18 protein-coding genes are annotated in these 17,745 nt (G+C 70.5%); 10 read left to right on the top strand and 8 right to left on the bottom strand.

Features of this window, described 5'->3' with window-relative positions:
• The 6 genes from OHS17_RS28550 (at position 1) to pssA (ending at position 6,380) form a co-directional block, all read left to right on the top strand.
• Positions 1 to 2,013, top strand: coding sequence for a protein meaA (locus OHS17_RS28550; RefSeq protein ID WP_330314459.1), 2,013 nt, complete (start codon positions 1 to 3; stop codon positions 2,011 to 2,013).
• Complete coding sequence (locus OHS17_RS28545) at positions 2,010 to 2,975, top strand: HpcH/HpaI aldolase/citrate lyase family protein (protein WP_018100350.1); 966 nt, start codon at positions 2,010 to 2,012, stop codon at positions 2,973 to 2,975. Before OHS17_RS28550 ends, OHS17_RS28545 begins: the two co-directional genes overlap by 4 nt.
• 1 nt (position 2,976) lies before the next feature.
• A complete protein-coding gene (locus OHS17_RS28540; protein ID WP_330314458.1) occupies positions 2,977 to 3,510 on the top strand; it encodes a MaoC family dehydratase in 534 nt (177 codons plus the stop codon).
• The gene (locus OHS17_RS28535; RefSeq protein ID WP_018100352.1) at positions 3,507 to 4,712 is read left to right on the top strand and encodes an acyl-CoA dehydrogenase family protein; all 1,206 of its coding nucleotides are present in this window, start codon (positions 3,507 to 3,509) and stop codon (positions 4,710 to 4,712) included. Before OHS17_RS28540 ends, OHS17_RS28535 begins: the two co-directional genes overlap by 4 nt.
• A gap of 182 nt (positions 4,713 to 4,894) precedes the next feature.
• Positions 4,895 to 5,542, top strand: coding sequence for a phosphatidylserine decarboxylase (locus tag OHS17_RS28530; RefSeq protein ID WP_018100353.1), 648 nt, complete (start codon positions 4,895 to 4,897; stop codon positions 5,540 to 5,542).
• On the top strand, positions 5,529 to 6,380 hold the full coding sequence (pssA, locus tag OHS17_RS28525) for a CDP-diacylglycerol--serine O-phosphatidyltransferase (RefSeq protein WP_191133900.1): 852 nt from the start codon (positions 5,529 to 5,531) through the stop codon (positions 6,378 to 6,380). The genes OHS17_RS28530 and pssA overlap by 14 nt, the downstream gene beginning before the upstream one ends.
• Positions 6,381 to 6,445: 65 nt before the next feature.
• Here pssA and OHS17_RS28520 read toward each other — a convergent pair whose 3' ends face one another.
• Entirely contained in the window at positions 6,446 to 6,586 is a 141-nt protein-coding gene (locus tag OHS17_RS28520; protein ID WP_330314457.1) for a hypothetical protein, read from the bottom strand.
• Positions 6,587 to 6,826: 240 nt separating this feature from the next.
• Between OHS17_RS28520 and OHS17_RS28515 the strand changes: the two genes are divergently transcribed.
• On the top strand, positions 6,827 to 9,184 hold the full coding sequence (locus OHS17_RS28515; RefSeq protein ID WP_330314456.1) for a discoidin domain-containing protein: 2,358 nt from the start codon (positions 6,827 to 6,829) through the stop codon (positions 9,182 to 9,184).
• A 75-nt stretch (positions 9,185 to 9,259) separates the two neighbouring features.
• Here the strand turns inward: OHS17_RS28515 and OHS17_RS28510 are convergent, their stop codons facing one another.
• The 6 genes from OHS17_RS28510 to OHS17_RS28485 all read right to left on the bottom strand — a co-directional run bounded on the left by OHS17_RS28510 (position 9,260) and on the right by OHS17_RS28485 (position 15,421).
• The gene (locus tag OHS17_RS28510; RefSeq protein ID WP_330314455.1) at positions 9,260 to 10,510 is read right to left on the bottom strand and encodes an ABC transporter substrate-binding protein; all 1,251 of its coding nucleotides are present in this window, start codon (positions 10,508 to 10,510) and stop codon (positions 9,260 to 9,262) included.
• Positions 10,507 to 11,598: a branched-chain amino acid ABC transporter permease gene (locus OHS17_RS28505; protein WP_330314454.1), complete on the bottom strand. Its 1,092-nt coding sequence runs from the start codon at positions 11,596 to 11,598 to the stop codon at positions 10,507 to 10,509. The genes OHS17_RS28510 and OHS17_RS28505 overlap by 4 nt, the downstream gene beginning before the upstream one ends.
• Positions 11,591 to 12,481, bottom strand: coding sequence for a branched-chain amino acid ABC transporter permease (locus tag OHS17_RS28500; protein WP_018100368.1), 891 nt, complete (start codon positions 12,479 to 12,481; stop codon positions 11,591 to 11,593). Before OHS17_RS28500 ends, OHS17_RS28505 begins: the two co-directional genes overlap by 8 nt.
• Positions 12,478 to 13,260: an ABC transporter ATP-binding protein gene (locus OHS17_RS28495; RefSeq protein ID WP_330314453.1), complete on the bottom strand. Its 783-nt coding sequence runs from the start codon at positions 13,258 to 13,260 to the stop codon at positions 12,478 to 12,480. The genes OHS17_RS28500 and OHS17_RS28495 overlap by 4 nt, the downstream gene beginning before the upstream one ends.
• Positions 13,248 to 14,048: an ABC transporter ATP-binding protein gene (locus OHS17_RS28490; protein WP_330314452.1), complete on the bottom strand. Its 801-nt coding sequence runs from the start codon at positions 14,046 to 14,048 to the stop codon at positions 13,248 to 13,250. Before OHS17_RS28490 ends, OHS17_RS28495 begins: the two co-directional genes overlap by 13 nt.
• Before the next feature lie 242 nt (positions 14,049 to 14,290).
• A complete protein-coding gene (locus OHS17_RS28485; RefSeq protein ID WP_330314451.1) occupies positions 14,291 to 15,421 on the bottom strand; it encodes a glycerate kinase in 1,131 nt (376 codons plus the stop codon).
• A 105-nt stretch (positions 15,422 to 15,526) separates the two neighbouring features.
• Between OHS17_RS28485 and OHS17_RS28480 the strand changes: the two genes are divergently transcribed.
• Complete coding sequence (locus OHS17_RS28480) at positions 15,527 to 16,018, top strand: NUDIX hydrolase (RefSeq protein ID WP_330314450.1); 492 nt, start codon at positions 15,527 to 15,529, stop codon at positions 16,016 to 16,018.
• 14 nt (positions 16,019 to 16,032) lie between these two features.
• Here OHS17_RS28480 and OHS17_RS28475 read toward each other — a convergent pair whose 3' ends face one another.
• Positions 16,033 to 16,233, bottom strand: a complete 201-nt coding sequence (locus OHS17_RS28475; RefSeq protein ID WP_018100373.1) for a hypothetical protein — start codon at positions 16,231 to 16,233, stop codon at positions 16,033 to 16,035.
• A gap of 40 nt (positions 16,234 to 16,273) precedes the next feature.
• Between OHS17_RS28475 and OHS17_RS28470 the strand changes: the two genes are divergently transcribed.
• Together OHS17_RS28470 and OHS17_RS28465 are read left to right on the top strand one after the other, a co-directional pair.
• Positions 16,274 to 16,915 (top strand): class I SAM-dependent DNA methyltransferase, encoded by a 642-nt coding sequence (locus OHS17_RS28470; RefSeq protein WP_330314449.1) that lies wholly within the window; start codon positions 16,274 to 16,276, stop codon positions 16,913 to 16,915.
• Between the two features lie 239 nt (positions 16,916 to 17,154).
• Entirely contained in the window at positions 17,155 to 17,739 is a 585-nt protein-coding gene (locus OHS17_RS28465; RefSeq protein WP_330314448.1) for a TMEM165/GDT1 family protein, read from the top strand.
• The last annotated feature ends 6 nt before the right edge of the window (positions 17,740 to 17,745 follow it).

Genomic DNA, 17,745 nt, shown 5'->3' with positions numbered 1-17,745 from the left:
ATGAGCGGCCGTCAGAAGGACCGCCCCTGGCTCATGCGGACGTACGCGGGCCACTCCACGGCTGAGGCCTCCAACGAGCTCTACCGGCGCAACCTCGCCAAGGGCCAGACGGGTCTGTCGGTCGCCTTCGACCTGCCGACCCAGACGGGGTACGACCCCGACCACGTGCTGGCGCGCGGCGAGGTCGGCCGGGTCGGTGTGCCCGTGTCGCACCTCGGTGACATGAGGCGGCTCTTCCAGGACATCCCCCTGGAGCAGATGAACACCTCCATGACGATCAACGCCACCGCCATGTGGCTGCTGGCGCTCTACCAGGTCGTCGCGGAGGAGCAGGGCGCCGACCCGGGCAGGCTCCAGGGCACCACGCAGAACGACATCGTCAAGGAGTACCTGTCGCGCGGGACGCACGTCTTCCCGCCCGGGCCCTCGCTGCGGCTGACCACCGACATGATCACGTACACGGTCAACCGCATCCCCAAGTGGAACCCGATCAACATCTGCAGCTACCACCTCCAGGAGGCGGGGGCGACCCCGGTCCAGGAGATCGCGTACGCGATGTCGACGGCCATCGCCGTCCTCGACGCGGTGCGCGACTCCGGGCAGGTGCCCGAGGAGAAGTTCGGGGCCGTCGTCGCGCGGATCTCGTTCTTCGTGAACGCGGGCGTCCGCTTCATCGAGGAGATGTGCAAGATGCGCGCCTTCGGCCGCATCTGGGACCGCGTCACCCGCGAGCGCTACGGCATCACCGACGCCAAGCAGCGCCGGTTCCGCTACGGCGTCCAGGTCAACTCCCTCGGCCTGACCGAGGCGCAGCCGGAGAACAACGTCCAGCGCATCGTGCTCGAAATGCTGGCCGTGACCCTCTCCAAGGACGCCCGGGCCCGCGCGGTCCAGCTGCCCGCCTGGAACGAGGCGCTGGGGCTCCCCCGGCCCTGGGACCAGCAGTGGTCGCTGCGCATCCAGCAGGTCCTGGCGCACGAGAGCGACCTGCTGGAGTACGAGGACATCTTCGCCGGTTCGCACGTCATCGAGGCCAAGGTGGACGAGCTGGTCGCCGACTCGCTGGCCGAGATGGACCGGATCGAGCAGATGGGCGGCGCCATGGCGGCCGTCGAGTCCGGCTACCTCAAGTCCGAGCTGGTCTCCTCGCACGCCGAGCGGCGGGCCCGGATCGAGGCCGGTGACGAGAAGATCATCGGCGTCAACGTCTACGAGACGACCGAGCCCAACCCGCTCACCGCCGACCTCGACGGGGCGATCATGACGGTCGACCCGGCGAACGAGGCGCGGGTCGTGGCCGCGCTCCACGAGTGGCGGGACAACCGGGACGAGCCCCGGGCCACCGAGGCGCTGGCCGCGCTGAAGAAGGCCGCCGCCGGCACCGAGAACCTGATGGAGGCGACCGTCGAGTGCGCCCGTGCGGGGGTGACCACCGGCGAGTGGTCCTGGGCGCTGCGCGACGTATTCGGCGAGTTCCGGGCGCCGACCGGGGTGTCGTCCGCCCCGGTCGCGGTCACCGCCGAGGAGGGCTCGCCGCTCGCCCTCGTACGCGAGAAGACCGCGCGGACCGCCGAGGACCTGGGCGTCGGGCGGCTGCGGCTGCTGGTCGGCAAGCCCGGGCTGGACGGGCACTCCAACGGCGCCGAGCAGATCGCGGTGCGGGCCAGGGACGCCGGCTTCGAGGTCGTCTACCAGGGCATCCGCCTGACGCCCGAACAGATCGTCTCGGCCGCCGTCGCCGAGGACGTGCACTGCGTCGGCCTGTCCATCCTGTCCGGCTCGCACGCCGAGCTGGTGCCGGACGTGCTGGTCCGGCTGCGCCGCACCGGGGCCGGCGACATCCCGGTCATCGCCGGCGGCATCATTCCCCCGGCCGACGCCGAGGCCCTGATCAGGGCGGGTGTCGCCGCCGTGTTCACCCCGAAGGACTTCGGCATCACGGAGATCATCGGCCGTATCGTCGACGAGATCCGGAAAGCGAACAAGCTCGACCCTCTGGAGGTCCCCGCATGACCACCCCCGTCAACCGCCTGCGCCCCCGCCGCTCCTGTCTCGCGGTACCGGGAAGCAACCCCCGGTTCCTGGAGAAGGCCCAGGGCCTCCCGGCCGACCAGGTGTTCCTGGACCTGGAGGACGCCTGCGCGCCGCTCGCCAAGGAGGGCGCCCGCCACCACATCGTGGACGCCCTGAACAACGGCGACTGGACGGGCAAGACCCGGGTGGTCCGGGTCAACGACTGGACGACGCACTGGACGTACCGCGACGTCATCACGGTGGTCGAGGGCGCGGGGCCGAACCTCGACTGCATCATGCTGCCGAAGGTGCAGGACGCCCAGCAGGTCGTCGCGCTGGACCTGCTGCTGACGCAGATCGAGAAGACGATGGGCTTCGAGGTCGGGCGGATCGGCATCGAGGCTCAGATCGAGAACGCCAAGGGCCTCGTCAACATCGATGAGATCGGCGCCGCCTCGCCCCGTCTGGAGACCCTGATCTTCGGTCCGGCCGACTTCATGGCGTCGATCAACATGAAGACCCTGGTCGTCGGCCAGCAGCCGCCCGGCTACCCGGCGGACGCCTACCACTACATCCTGATGCGCATCCTGATGGCCGCCCGGACGCACGACCTCCAGGCGATCGACGGCCCCTTCCTCCAGATCCGCGACGTGGACGCCTACCGCGAGGTCGCGGGCCGCGCGGCGGCGCTCGGCTTCGACGGCAAGTGGGTGCTGCACCCCGGCCAGGTCGACGCGGCCAACGAGGTGTTCTCGCCCTCGCAGGAGGACTACGACCACGCCGAGTTGATCCTGGACGCCTACGACTGGTGCACCTCCGAGGAGGGCGGCAAGAAGGGCTCGGCGATGCTCGGCGACGAGATGATCGACGAGGCCAGCCGCAAGATGGCCCTGGTCATCGCGGGCAAGGGCCGGGCGGCCGGCATGCAGCGCACCTCCAAGTTCGAAGCCCCGGAGGCCTGATATGCAGTTCGGACGCACTTACGAGGAATTCGAGGTCGGTGCGGTCTACAAGCACTGGCCCGGAAAGACCGTCACCGAATACGACGACCACCTCTTCTGCCTGCTGACCATGAATCATCACCCGCTGCACATGGACAGCAACTATGCGGAGAGCACGACCGATTTCGGCAAGAACGTCGTCGTGGGCAACTACATCTACTCGCTGTTGCTCGGCATGTCGGTGCCGGACGTCTCCGGAAAGGCCATCGCCAACCTGGAGATCGAGTCGCTGAAGCACGTGGCGCCGACCTTCCACGGCGACACGATCTACGGCGAGACGACGGTCCTGGACAAGACGCCGTCGAGGTCCAAGAGCGACCGCGGAATCGTCCACGTGGAGACCAAGGGCTACAAGCAGGACGGCACGCTCGTCTGCGTGTTCCGCCGCAAGGTCATGGTCCCCACCGAGACGTACATCAAGGAGCGGGGCGGGGAGCAGCCCGGCCGCCCGGAGCTCAGCCAGCCCTCGCAGAAGAACGTGGAGAAGCAGTCATGACGCGACTCGCCCAGACGGCCGGGCTCACCGAGGTCCAGCGGGAGATCCTTTCGACGGTCAGGGACTTTGTCGACAAGGAGATCATTCCGGTCGCCACACAGCTGGAGCACCGCGACGAGTACCCCACCGAGATCGTCGAGGGGCTGAAGGAGCTCGGCCTGTTCGGCCTGATGATCCCCGAGGAGTACGGCGGTCTGGGCGAGTCACTGCTCACCTACGCACTGTGCGTGGAGGAGATCGCCCGGGGCTGGATGAGCGTGTCGGGCATCATCAACACGCACTTCATCGTGGCGTACATGCTCAAGCAGCACGGCACCCAGGAGCAGAAGGACACCTTCCTGCCGCGCATGGCGCTGGGCGAGGTGCGGGGCGCGTTCTCGATGTCGGAGCCGGCGCTCGGCTCGGACGTCTCGGCGATCAGCTCGAAGGGCGTCAGGGACGGCGAGGAGTACGTCCTGAACGGCCAGAAGATGTGGCTGACGAACGGCGGTACATCCTCACTCGTCGCCGTTCTGTGCCGGAGTGACGAAGGACACCCCGAGGGCACCGCGCCGCACAAGTCGATGACGACGTTCCTGGTGGAGAAGGAACCGGGCTTCGGAGAGGTCCGGCCCGGGCTCACGATCCCCGGCAAGATCGACAAGATGGGTTACAAGGGGGTCGATACCACCGAGCTCATCATGGACGGACTGCGAATTCCGGCCAATCGCGTGCTGGGGGGTGTCACCGGCCGAGGGTTTTACCAAATGATGGACGGAGTCGAGGTCGGCCGGGTCAATGTGGCGGCGCGTGGCTGCGGTGTCGCACAGCGTGCGTTCGAACTGGGCGTTTCCTACGCACAGCAGCGCCAGACCTTCGGAAAGCCCATCGCGCAGCACCAGGCGATCCAGTTCAAGCTGGCCGAAATGGCCACCAAGGTCGAGGCCGCCCATGCGATGATGGTAAACGCGGCACGCAAAAAGGACTCCGGGGAGCGAAACGACCTGGAGGCAGGGATGGCGAAGTACCTCGCCTCCGAGTACTGCAAGGAAGTCGTCGAGGACGCCTTCCGTATCCACGGCGGCTACGGCTTCTCCAAGGAGTACGAGATCGAGCGCCTCTACCGCGAGGCACCGATGCTGCTGATCGGTGAAGGTACCGCCGAGATCCAGAAAATGATCATCGGGCGCCGGCTCCTCGAGGAGTACCGTTTCCAGGGTTGATCGCCCCTTTCGTGGTGATTTTGCCGCGAAGAAGATCACACCCTGTCATCCTCAACCGGTGCCTTCCAGACGTCCGACTCGGCTGCTGGCTTGCCCAGTTGCGGTCAGCAACCGATAACATCGCCGGTAAAAGCCGCCGTCCCCCGTTGCCAGCGCGGCTCAATCCGCTACGAAGGTCATCCATGCCCGACAGCCATACCTCTGCCTCACGCGGCCGGGTCCGCATCGCACGCGGAGCTTCGCCGTGGCTCCTGCCGACCGTCGCCACCGCCGCCCTCAGCCTGACCCGCGCCCGCCGGTCCGGGCGCTGGGCGGCCGTGGCCGTGCCCACCACCGCGCTCGCGGCGGGCATGCTCTGGTTCTTCCGGGACCCGGAGCGCGAGATCACCCGGGGGCGCGTCATCTCACCGGCCGACGGCGTGGTGCAGAGCATCATGCCGTGGAAGGACGGGCGTACCCGCGTCGCGATCTTCATGAGCCCGCTGAACGTCCACGTGAACCGCGCGCCGCTCGCCGGCACGGTGACGTCGGTGGAGCACGTGCCCGGTGGCTTCGTCCCCGCGTTCAACAAGGAGAGCGAGAACAACGAGCGCGTTGTCTGGCACTTCGACACCGAACTGGGGGACATCGAGATGGTGCAGATCGCCGGCGCCGTGGCCCGGCGCATCGTGCCCTACATCCCGCAGGGCACGAAGGTGGAGCAGGGTGAGCGCATCGGGCTGATCCGCTTCGGCTCCCGCGTCGACATCTACCTCCCGGAAGGTGTGGACGTCGCGGTCGAGGTCGGCCAGGCCACCACCGCGGGGGTGACTCGCATTGACCGTGATTGATCCCGACACACAGGCCGGCTGGGTCCCGGAGGCCGAGGAGGACGACGCCGACGACATGCCGCTCTCGCTGCGGCTGTCGATAGCGGACACCCTCACCCTCGGTAACGCCACCTGCGGGTTCATGGCGGTGTACTTCACCACCACGGGCATCCTGATCCCGCACCTCACGGGCAGCGACGAGAGCGGCATGGCGCGGCACTCCGCCGCCACCGCCGTGATCCTCATGCTCATGGCCGCGATCTTCGACCTGTTCGACGGGCTCGTGGCCCGCAAGCTGCGTTCCTCGCCGATGGGCGCCGAGCTGGACAACCTCTCGGACCTCATCAGCTTCGGGCTCGCCCCGGCGTACTTCGTCCTCGTGTACGGCATGGTCGCGGACGACGCACACCAGCGGGTCTCGGCGCTCGCGGCGATCGTGGTGCTGCTCGCCGTGGTGCTCAGACTCGCGCGGTTCTCGTGCGTGACGCTGAAGGACGGCATGTTCCAGGGCATGCCGAGCCCCTTCGGAGCGCTCACGGTCATCTCGATCGTGCTCCTCGAGCTGCCCTTCGTCCCGACGCTCCTCGCGATCATCGGGGTGGCGTGGCTGATGGTCAGCCGGGTCGAGTACCCGAAGCCGCGGGGCGTCCTCGCGGTGGCGATGCTCGGCTGGATCGTGGCCGCGATGGGGCTCCTGGCGGCCTGGGCGCTGGACGCCCCCGGCGGTCAGCTGCTCCTCCAGACCGGCTGTGCGCTCCAGGTGGTCCTGGGTGCGGTCATCCCGCTCTTCGCGACCGCCCGCCGGGTGAACACCTTCCGCGACAACCGCCGCGAGGCACGCGCGGCGCAGCTGCCGTAGCGGACGGTACGAACGACACGAGGGCCCGGATGCCGCAAGGCATCCGGGCCCTCGTGCGTGGTCCCTCAGGCGGTACGGGGCGCGGCGGTGGAGCCGCGTACCGCCAGGCGGGTCGAGAGTTCCAGGCGCAGCGTGTCGACCTGTTCCCCGTCGATGATCCGGAGCAGCCGGCGGTTCCAGTACGCGGACGGGGAGCGGCGGCGCAAGGTGCGGGTGCGCCCGGGGCCGGACCACTGGCCGGCCTCGCAGATGGCTTGCGTAGTGCGAGCGCAGATTGCGCCGAATCCTCGCCAACCGGCGCACTCAACGCATTCCTCTCAGGTTTGAGTCACAAATTTTAGTTCTCGAAGCAGAATCTTGCGCACTGTCGTGGACTTCCTTGCGGCGGTGCTCCTAGCCTGTGGGACGTCCGAAGAGCCCCCACGAGCCGCAAGGACGACTTCGACGTGACTTCCCCACCCCGACGACCGCTGCTCAAGCGGTCCATATCCGCCTCCCTCTCGCTGGCTCTCGCCGCGGTCGGCACCGCCGCCGCCGTGGTGCTGACCGGCGCCCCGGCCGCCCAGGCAGCCGGTGTCCCCGCACCCTCGCCGCTGTCCGTGCCCGGCCGCGGCGCGACCGTCCCGTTCAAGGAACAGGAGGCCGAGTACGCGGCCACCAACGGCACCCTGATCGGCCCGAACCGCCTCTACGGCACGCTGCCCTCCGAGGCGTCGGGCCGGCAGGCGGTGACCCTGGACGCGGTCGGTGAGTACGTGGAGTTCACGCTCACCGCCCCCGCCAACGCGATGTCCTTCCGGTACTCGCTGCCGGACAACTCCGCCGGGACGGGCCGGGACGCCTCGATCGACGTGCGCGTGAACGGGGCCTCGCCCAAGGCGGTGCCGGTGACCTCCAAGTACGGCTGGTACTACGGGGGTTATCCGTTCAACAACAACCCGGGCGACACCAACCCGCACCACTTCTACGACGAGGCCCGGACCATGTTCGGGTCCACCCTGCCCATCGGTACGAAGGTCCGGCTCCAGGTCTCGTCCACCGCCGACTCACCGTCGTTCACCATCGACCTGGCGGACTTCGAGCAGGTGGGCGCGCCCATCGCCAAGCCCTCCGGTGCGCTGGACGTCGTCTCCGACTTCGGGGCCGACCCGACCGGGGCCGCCGACTCGACCGCCAAGATCCAGGCGGCCGTGGACGCGGGCAGGACGCAGGGCAAGGAGGTGTACATCCCGCAGGGCACGTTCCAGGTCCGCGACCACATCATCGTGGACAAGGTGACCCTGCGCGGCGCCGGGCCCTGGTACTCGGTGCTGACCGGGCGCGACCCGTCGAACCGGTCCAAGGCCGTCGGCGTCTACGGCAAGTACGCCGGGGACGGCGGCAGCAGCAACGTCACGCTCAAGGACTTCGCCATCATCGGTGACATCCGCGAGCGCGTCGACAACGACCAGGTGAACGCCATCGGCGGCGCCCTGTCCAACTCGACCGTCGACAACGTCTGGATGCAGCACACCAAGTGCGGCGCCTGGATGGACGGCCCGATGGACAACTTCACCATCAAGAACAGCCGCATCCTGGACCAGACCGCCGACGGGGTGAACTTCCACTACGGCGTCACCAACTCGACGGTCACCAACACCTTCGTCCGCAACACCGGTGACGACGGGCTCGCCATGTGGGCGGAGAACGTCCCGAACGTGAAGAACAAGTTCACGTTCAACACCGTGATCCTGCCGATCCTCGCCAACAACATCGTCACCTACGGCGGCAAGGACATCACCCTGTCCGACAACGTCATGGCGGACACCATCACCAACGGCGGCGGCCTGCACATCGCCAACCGCTACCCCGGCGTCAACTCCGGTCAGGGCACGGCTGTTTCCGGCACCACCACGGCCGCACGGAACACCCTGATCCGGACCGGGAACAGCGACTACAACTGGAACTTCGGGGTCGGCGCGATCTGGTTCAGCGGGCTCAACGAACCGATCAACGGCAACATCAACATCACCGACAGCGAGGTCCTGGACAGCTCCTACGCCGCGATCCACCTCATCGAGGGCGCGACCAACGGGCTGCACTTCAAGAACATCAAGATCGACGGCGCCGGCACCTACGCGCTCCAGATCCAGGCCCCCGGCACGGCCACCTTCGACAACGTCACGGCGACGCACATCGCGCAGTCGAACCCGATCCACAACTGCGTGGGCAGCGGCTTCCAGATCACCCGGGGCTCCGGGAACTCCGGCTGGTACGCCGATCCTCCGGCCTGCACGGGCGTCTGGCCGGACCCGGTGTGGACCAACGGCGGCGTCCCGGGCGGCGGCACCGGCCCGACCGACCCCACCGACCCGCCCACCGACCCGACCGACCCGCCCGAGGAGACCGGTAACCTCGCCCAGGGCCGCCAGGTCACCGAGTCAAGTCACGCCGACGTGTACGGCGCGTCCAACGCGGTCGACGGCAACGCGAGCACGTACTGGGAGAGCAAGAACAACGCCTTTCCGCAGACGATCACCGTGGACCTCGGCGCCGCCAAGTCCGTCAAGCGGCTCGTCCTGAAGCTGCCCCCGGCGTCCGCCTGGGCGACGCGCACCCAGACCCTGAGCGTGTCGGGCAGCACCGACAACAACACGTACAACTCCCTGAAGGGTTCGGCGGGTTACACCTTCAATCCGTCGAGCGGCAACCAGGCGACGGTCACCCTGCCGGGCACGTCGGCCCGCTATCTGCGGCTGACGTTCACCGCCAACACCGGCTGGCCGGCCGCTCAGCTCTCGGAACTGGAGGCGTACACCAGCTGACCGGGAACCCGGAAACACCGGTGGGCGGCACGCATCGCGCGTGCCGCCCACCGGGCATATCCCCAAAGTGGTGCGCTACTTGAGGGTGTAGGACTTGGCGGCCGCCGCGGCCTCGGCCGGCCTGACCACCTTCAGGCCGCCGGGGACCTTGTCGTCCGGCTTCATGATCACGCTCTCCCGGGTGGAGGGCGCCGACGGGTCGGTGAAGTCGTGCGCGACCCCGAAGTCGGTGCCGAATCCGGTGATGGTGAGCAGCGCCTTGTCGACGCCTTCGCGGGTGAGGTCCTTGGCCGCGCACGCCTTCTTCAGGGCCTCGCCGTACAGGTCGGCGGCGGTGTAGCCGGCGATGACCCCGTTGTCGAGACCGTCCTTCGGGTAGGCGGCGGCGTACTCCTTCGCCAGCTTCGCCGGGCCGGTGCCCGGGTCGCCGATGGGCAGGGTGGACGCGGCGACGTAGTAGTCCCGCTTCAGGGCCGGGCCCGCCTGGGTCTTCAGCAACTGCGGAGCGTACGCGGAGTTGTTGCCGATCACCGGGACCTTGAGGCCGGTGGCGGCGGCGACCCCGACGAGCGAGGCGGCCTGGCGGGGGCCCGCGCTGACGACGACGGCCTTGACGCCCGCCTGCTTGAAGGCGGCGACCTGGGCGGTCATGTCGTTGGCGGAGGGCGTGATCTTCTGCTCGACCACGGTGAGGCCCGCCTGCTCGGCGGCGTACTTGGAGCCGGCGAGCGCGTTCTCGCCGTAGTCGCCCTCGAAGTAGACGTGGCCGATCCTGTCGCCCTTGGCGATGCGCTTCTCCGCGAGCAGGTAGTCGATGGCGTTGATCGTCTCGATGTCGTACGTGGCGCCGATGACGCGTACGTACTTGCTGCCGAGCAGATTCGCCGACCATGCCTGCGGGAGCACGAGGCCCTTGTCCAGGCCGTCGATGCGCTGCTCCACCGCCCCGACGAACGGGGAGCCGATGAACTGGACGAAGCCCAGCACCTTCGGTTCCAGCTCGGTGTATCCGGCGACCGCCTTCTGCGGGTCGTAGCCGTGGTCGCGCACGGTGAGCTCCACCTTGCGGTCGCAGATGCCGCCCGCGGCGTTGGTCTGCTTCACCCAGAGCTGCTGGGCCTGGGTGACGCTCTTGCCGAGCGAGGCGTAGACGCCGGTCATGTCGGTGAGCGCGCCGAGCGCGATCACCGAGTCGGTGACACCCTCGCCGGTCCTGACCCCGCCCTTGGCCCCCTCTCCCCCGTCGGAGGACTTCGCCTTCTCGCTGCATCCCGTGAGGGCGAGGGCGAGGGCCGCGCACACGGCCCCGAGCACACGCAGTTTCATTTCTTCTCCCCTGGGTTCTTCATCGGGCGCGTCAGGCCGCCGGGCAGGAACAGGACCGCCGCGACGACCGCGGCGCCGTACAGGTAGCGCGAAGCCTCGCCCGGGGTCAGGCCGCCCGTGCCGGGGGCGGCGACCAACGGCAGCGATTCGCTGTAGTGGGTGAGGAGCTGGGGCAGCAGCGACACGAAGGCCGCGCCGACGACGGCCCCCGCCACGGTGCCGAGCCCGCCGATCACGATCATGGCGAGGTATTCGAGGGACAGGACCATGCCGAAGTACTCGGGTACCGTCCGCTGGAAGACCAGGGCCAGGAGCACCCCGGCCAGTCCGGCGTACATGGAGGACAGGACGAAGACCCCGGCCCGGTAGCGGGCCACCGGGACGCCCATCACCCCGGCCGCGACGCGGTGGTCGCGGAGGGCGTTCAGCGCCCGGCCGGGCCGCCCGCGCAGCACCCCGCGCGCGAACAGACCGCTGAGGAGCAGGGCGAGCAGCGCCACGTACCAGAGCTTCTCGGAGGACTGGAACGGCACCGCGGCCACCAGCACCTCGGTGTCGTCGAAGGTGAGGCCGAAGAGCGACAGCGGCGGCACCGTGCGGCCGTTGTAACCGCCGGTGAGGGAAGAGGCGTTGAACAGCACGTGCTGGCCGATGAAGATCAGCGCCAGGGTGGCGATGCCGAGGTAGGCGCCGCGCAGCCGCCCCGCGATCGGGCTGAACAGCCCGCCCGCCGCACCGGCGAGGAGGACGGCGAGGACGGCCGCGAGCCAGCTGGGCAGGCCGAGCCCGGACAGGGTGTGCCCGCTCTCCGTACCGCCCTCCCCCGCCAGCACGCAGTAGCCGTACGCGCCCACGGCGAGGAAGAAGGCGTGGCCCATGGACAGCTGTCCGGTGGCCCCGGTCAGCAGGTTGAGCCCGATCGCGCCGATCGCGGCGGCCATCGCGAACAGCCCGGCCTGGAGCCAGAAGCGGTCCAGATAGAAGGGGAGGGCGAGCAGCAGCACCGATCCCGCCGCCCAGGCCCAGGTACGGGGACGGCGCAGCCGCGCGGTGACGGTGTACGCGAACGGGGTGGCGGTCTCAGACACGGGCGGGCTCCTTCGTGCCGAGGAGTCCGGCGGGGCGTACGAGCAGCACGATCACCATCACCAGGTAGGGGGCCAGGTCGCCGATGCCCCGGCCGAGGAACGACAGATCGCTCTGGTAGCCGGTGGCGAGCGATTCGGTGACCCCGACGATCAGGCCCCCGGCGAGGGCGCCGGTCGTGGAGTCGAGGCCGCCGAGGATGGCGGCGGGGAACGCCTTGAGCGCGGCGAGCGAGGTCGCCCGTTCCAGGCCGGGCGTGGGGAAGACGGTGAGGAACAGCGCGGCGACGGCGGCCAGTGCTCCGGCGACCGCCCAGGCGGCGAGCGAGACCCGGCCCAGCCTGATCCCCATCAGCGCCGCCGTCCGCGGGTTTTCGGCCGCCGCGCGCATCGAGACGCCCCAGGAGGTGAAGCGGAAGGCGAGCAGGAAGACGGTGATGAGGAGGGCCGCGGCGACGAAAGCCGCGACGCGGGTCTGGGCGAGCGTGACCCCGCCGACGGTGAGGACCCGGTTGCCCCAGGGGTCGCCGAGGGCGAGCACCTCCGTGCCCATGCGCCGGGTGAGTTCGGTGGTCAGGAGGATGTCGACGCCGATGGTGACGATGGCGAGGACGCTGTGGTCGCTGCCCCGGTAGCGGCGCATCACCAGGAAGTCGACGGCGGCGCCGACCACGGCCGCGCCCGCGACTCCGGCCGCGAGGGCGGGCCAGAAGCCGATGTCGTCGTGGAGCACGGCGGTGACGTAACCGCCCGCCAGCAGCAGGGAGGCGTGGGCGAAGTTGACGACCTCGGTGGCCTTGAAGATCACGACGAAGCCGAGCGCGATCAGGGCGTAGACCGAGCCGATGGACAGGCCGCCGAGGAGGAGTTCGATGAAGGTGGTCATTGCGGTGCTCCCAGATAGGCCTGGACGACGGCGGGATCGTTCTGGACCTCGGCGGGCGTTCCGTCGGCGATCCGGCGGCCGAAGTCGAGTACGGTCACGGCGTCCGCGAGCCGCATCACCACCCCCATGTCGTGCTCGACCAGCACGATCGAGATGCCGAGGCCGTCGCGGACCCCGGCCACGACCGCGGCCGTACGCTGCCGCTCGTCGGCGGTCATCCCGGCGACGGGTTCGTCCAGCAGGAGCACCTGGGGCTCCATGCACAGCGCCCGGCCCAGCTCGACCAGCTTCTGCTGCCCGTACGGCAGTGCGCTCGCGGGCCGTTCCAACTCCGCTTCCAGGCCGATGAATTCCGCGATCTCGCGGACCCGTTCGCGATGCGCGCGGGCCTCCCGGGCGGCCGACGGCAGGCGCAGCCCTGCGGCCAGGAATCCGGCCCGGGTGAGCCGGTGGCGGCCGAGCATCAGGGTGTCGGCGACGGTGGCGTACGGGGGCAGCGCGAGGTTCTGGAAGGTGCGGGCGACCCCGAGCGCGGCGATCCGGTGCGGGGCGAGCCCGGTCAGCTCGGTCCCGCCGAGCCGGACGCTGCCGGAGGCCGCCCGGCAGACCCCGGACAGCACGTTGAACGTGGTCGACTTTCCTGCCCCGTTGGGGCCGATGACGGCGTGCACGCTGCCCGGCTCGACGGTGAACGAGACGCCGTCGAGGGCGGTGAGCCCGGCGAAGCGGACGGTGACGTCCCGGACGGTGAGCTGCGCGGGGGCGGTCACGCGGACCACCTGCTCAGGGTGCGTACGGGGGTGCCCGCCGCCCGGTCCGCGTCGGCGGCGGCCGCCTCGTCCACGACGCCCAGATAGCGGCGGCGCACCTCGTCGGATGCGGCCAGTTCGGCGGCGGGCCCGTGCAGGGTGACCTCGCCGACCTCCAGGACGTAGGCCGTGGTGGCGAGGCGCAGGGCGATCGAGGCGTTCTGCTCCACGAGCAGGACGGACGTGCCGGAGGCGTTGATCTCGCGCACCGTGTCGGCGATGCGCTGCGCCATCAACGGGGCGAGGCCGAGCGAGGGTTCGTCCAGGAGGAGCAGCCGGGGGCGGGCCATCAGGGCGCGGCCCATGGCCAGCATCTGCTGCTCGCCGCCGGACAGCAGCCCGGCGCTCTGGTGGGCGCGGCGGGCGAGTACGGGGAACAGTTCGTGCACGTGGTCCCGTGCCCGGGCCGCGGCCCTGCGTCCGCCGTCCGCGCCGAGTGCTCCGGCGCGGAGGTTGTCCGCCACCGTCATACGGGCGAACACCTGGCGGCCCTCGGGGACGTGGACGATCCCGGCGGCGACGATCCGGTCCGGCCGCAGCCGCTCCAGGGGGCGCCCGTCGAACCGGACCGTGCCGGTGGCGGCGCCGCCGTGGAAGCGGAGGGTCCGCGATATCGCGCGCAGCAGGGTGGTCTTGCCGGCGCCGTTGCCGCCGAGCACGGCGGTGATCGTGCCCGTCGGGACGTCGAGGTCGATGCCGCGCAGGGGGCGTACGGGGCCGTAGGTGGCGGTGAGTGCGCGGATCTCCAGCGTGGGCATGGGGGGTGCCTCCTCCTTCCGCGGTTCCTGTGTTGCCACAGGTCAGCAGGGGGAGGAGGGGGGCGTCCATGGGGATGGGGGGATGCGGTGCGGGTGCCCCGGTGGGGCGGGGCGGGGTTGTGCGGGCGCACAGGCGGGGCGCCTGGGGCGGGCCTTGTCCCCTACCCGCCCCTTCCCGAAACCGGGGCTCCGCCCCGGACCCCGCGCCTCAAACGCCGGCGAGGCTGATCTTTGCCCCCGGTTCAGACCAGAAAGTCGCGCGCGATCGACTCCGCCGCGCGCTCAAGCAACGGCCCCGCCTCCGCCATGCACACCGCAGGATCCGGCTCCAGGTCCAGCAGCGCATACGCCCGCCGGATCCCCGCACCCTCCAGCGCCTCCGGCGCAAGCGCGAGGCGGCCGCAGACCGCGACGACCTCCACCCCGGCGGCCCGCGCCGCAGCCGCGACGCCCGCCGGGGCCTTGCCGTGGAGGGTCTGGGCGTCGAGGGAGCCCTCGCCGGTGATGACGAAGGTCGCGCGGTCGAGCGCGGGCGCGAAGCCCAGGACGTCGAGCATGACCTCGATCCCGGGGCGGAAGCGCGCGCCGAGGGCGACGAGCGCGCCGTAGCCGATGCCGCCGGCCGCCCCGGCGCCGGGGAGGTCGGCCTGTGCGGGGCCGAGGATCGACGCGTAGTGCGCGAGCGCCGCGTCGAGGGTCGCGATGTCCGCCTCGGTCGCGCCCTTCTGGCGGCCGTAGACCTCCGGCGCGCCCTTCGGGCCGGTCAGCGGGTTGTCGACGTCGCTGGCGAGGATCAGGTCGATGCCGACGAACCGGGGGTCGAGCCCGGACAGGTCCGCCTCGGCGAGGTCGGCGAGACCGCCGCCGCCCGGCCCGACCGGCTTGCCGTCCGCGTCGAGGAAGCGTGCGCCGAGCGCGGCGAGCATGCCCGCGCCGCCGTCCGTGGTCGCGCTGCCGCCGACGCCGAACACGAGGGTCCGGGCCCCCGCGTCGACCGCGGCGAGCAGCAGCTCCCCCGAGCCGTACGTGGTGGCGGTGAGGGGCGCGAAGACTCCGTCGGGCAGGTGCTGGAGGCCGGACGCCTCGGCCATCTCGACCACCGCGGTGGTCCCCCGCACCGCGTACGCGGCGGTGACGGGGTCGCCCAGCGGCCCGGTCACCCGCGCCTCGCGGCGCTCGAAGCCGGCGGCCACCGCCGCCGCCACCGTGCCGTCGCCGCCGTCGGCGACCGGCAGGGTCTCCACCCGTACATCCGGGACGACGCGCCGCAGACCGGCCGTCACCCGCTCCGCGACCTGCACGGCCGTGAGCGAGCCCTTGAACTTGTCCGCCGCGACGAGCACGCGTGCGGTCACTGCTCCGTCCGTCACCATGATTCCCTTTGCATTCGAACAGGCAGTCGCGCCGCCCCGACCCTATCCGCCGCACCCCCTCCCTGCCCATGGTCTGATCGATCAAAATGCCCCTAGGCTGACCGTGTGACCACTACTGACTACGCCATGTATATCGCCGGTCTTCCCAAGGTCCTCGTCGGTGCCGCCTGTGTCTTCCGGGACGCGCGCGGCCGGGTGCTGCTGGTGGAGCCGAACTACCGGGAGGGGTGGACGCTGCCCGGCGGGACGGTCGAGTCGGCCGACGGGGAGAGTCCGCGCCAGGGTGCGCGCCGTGAGTCGCTGGAGGAGATCGGGCTGGACATCGAGCCGGGGCGGCTCCTCGCCGTGGACTGGGCGCGCGGCAGCGACCGGCCGCCGATCGTGGCGTACGTGTACGACGGCGGGGTCCTGGACGAGGAGCGGCTGAAGGCGATCCGGCTCCAGGAGTCGGAGCTGCTGTCCTGGAAGCTGGTCGAGCCGTCGGAGATCGACCGGCATCTGAAGGGTGCGCGCGCCCGGCGGATGCACGCGGCGCTGAAGGCGCTGGAGTCCGGCGCGGGCGCCGTGGAGCTGGAGGACGGCCGCCCGGTCGGCTGAGGCGGAGCGGGCGGTCAGCCCTGGGTCTCCGGCGGCCTGGTCTCGTCGTCGCGCGCGGTCTCCTCGCGCGCCGCGACGCGGGCCTCTGTGCGGTGGCCGCGCGCGATGTAGTCGCGTACGACGAGTTCGACCGCGTCCTGCGGGTTGCCGACCCCCGCGAGCACCATCACTTCGACCACGAGTTCCGCGTCGAGGCTGACCGCTACCTTCGCCATGGCGCGACGGTAGCACCGCGCCCCCGGTACGGTCCCGGGCATGACTCTCCGCGCCACCCGGGCCTCGTACGACACCGTCGCCGCCGACTACGCCGCGCTCCTGGCGGACGAGCTGGCCGCGAAGCACCTGGACCGGGCGATGCTCGGCGCCTTCGCCGCGTACGTGCGCGGGGAGGGCGGCGGACCGGTCGCCGATCTGGGCTGCGGGCCCGGGCGGGTCACCGCGTACCTGCGGGACCTCGGCCTCGACGCCTCCGGCACGGACCTCTCCCCCGGCATGGTCGCCGAGGCCCGGCGGCGCTACCCGGACCTGCGGTTCGAGGTGGGGACGATGAGCGCGCTGGACCTGCCCGACGGCTCGCTGGGCGGGGCCGTCGCCTGGTACTCGCTCGTCCATACGCCGCCGCGGGAGCTGGGGCCGTACGTGGCCGAGTTCCTCCGGGTCCTGGCCCCCGGCGGCCATCTGCTCCTCGCGTTCAAGGCGGGCGACGACGAGGGCGTACGGCTCGAGCACGCGTACGGGCACCCCGTGGACCTGGACGTCTACCGTTTCGCCCCGGACCGGGTGGCCGGGCTGCTGGAGCGGGCCGGGTTCGAGGTGCGGTCGCGCCTCGTGCGGGCGGCGGATCCGGAGGAGCGCACTCCGCAGGCGTTCCTGATCGCGCGGCGGCCGGTCGCGTGAGGTAATGTGGACGGCTGCGAAGGGGAGTAGCCCCGCAAACCGGTCGTCGACACACTGGAGCCTCATGGTTCCCGGTGGCCGGGCTCGTGGATCATCACGGGCGGGCGAGACCTTCGGTCAGGTATGACACGCCCACGCCCTGTGGGCGGTGCCGTCATGCCGGGCCGAGTGGTCCTCCGAAACGCCGACCGGCACTTCGCGGAGACCCGGGGCCCGGCTCGTACAGAAAGCCACCCGGAATGCATCTCGACCCCCTGGCGATCATCACCGCTTTCGGGCTGATCTTCCTCGCCGAGCTCCCGGACAAGACGATGTTCGCGTCGCTCGCCATGGGCACGCGCATGCGCCCGCTCTACGTCTGGTTCGGCACCTCGTCCGCGTTCATCGTGCACGTCGCCATCGCGGTGGGGGCGGGCGGGCTGCTCGGTCTGCTGCCCGACTGGATCGTCAAGCTCGTCTCCGCCTCGCTCTTCGCGTTCGGCGCGTTCATGCTCCTGCGCGGGGGTGGGGACGACGAGGACGACGAGACGGGCCCGAAGACGGTGACCGGGTTCTGGCCGGTGTACTCGACGGCGTTCATGGCGGTGTTCATCAGCGAGTGGGGCGACCTCACGCAGATCACGACCGCCAACCTGGCGGCGAGCAACGGCACCTGGTCGACTGCGATCGGCTCCGCCGCCGCCCTGATGTCCGTGTCGGCGCTGGCGCTGCTGGCGGGCCGGTTCATCGCGAAGCGCGTACCGCTGAAGACCGTGCAGCGGATCGGCGGGCTGTGCATGCTGGGCCTGGCGATCTGGACGGTGACGGAGATCTTCACCGGCTGAGCCACG

This window comes from Streptomyces sp. NBC_00523, from assembly GCF_036346615.1.
Classification (GTDB): Bacteria; Actinomycetota; Actinomycetes; order Streptomycetales; family Streptomycetaceae; genus Streptomyces.
This window is presented reverse-complemented; position numbering and strand designations above follow the sequence as displayed.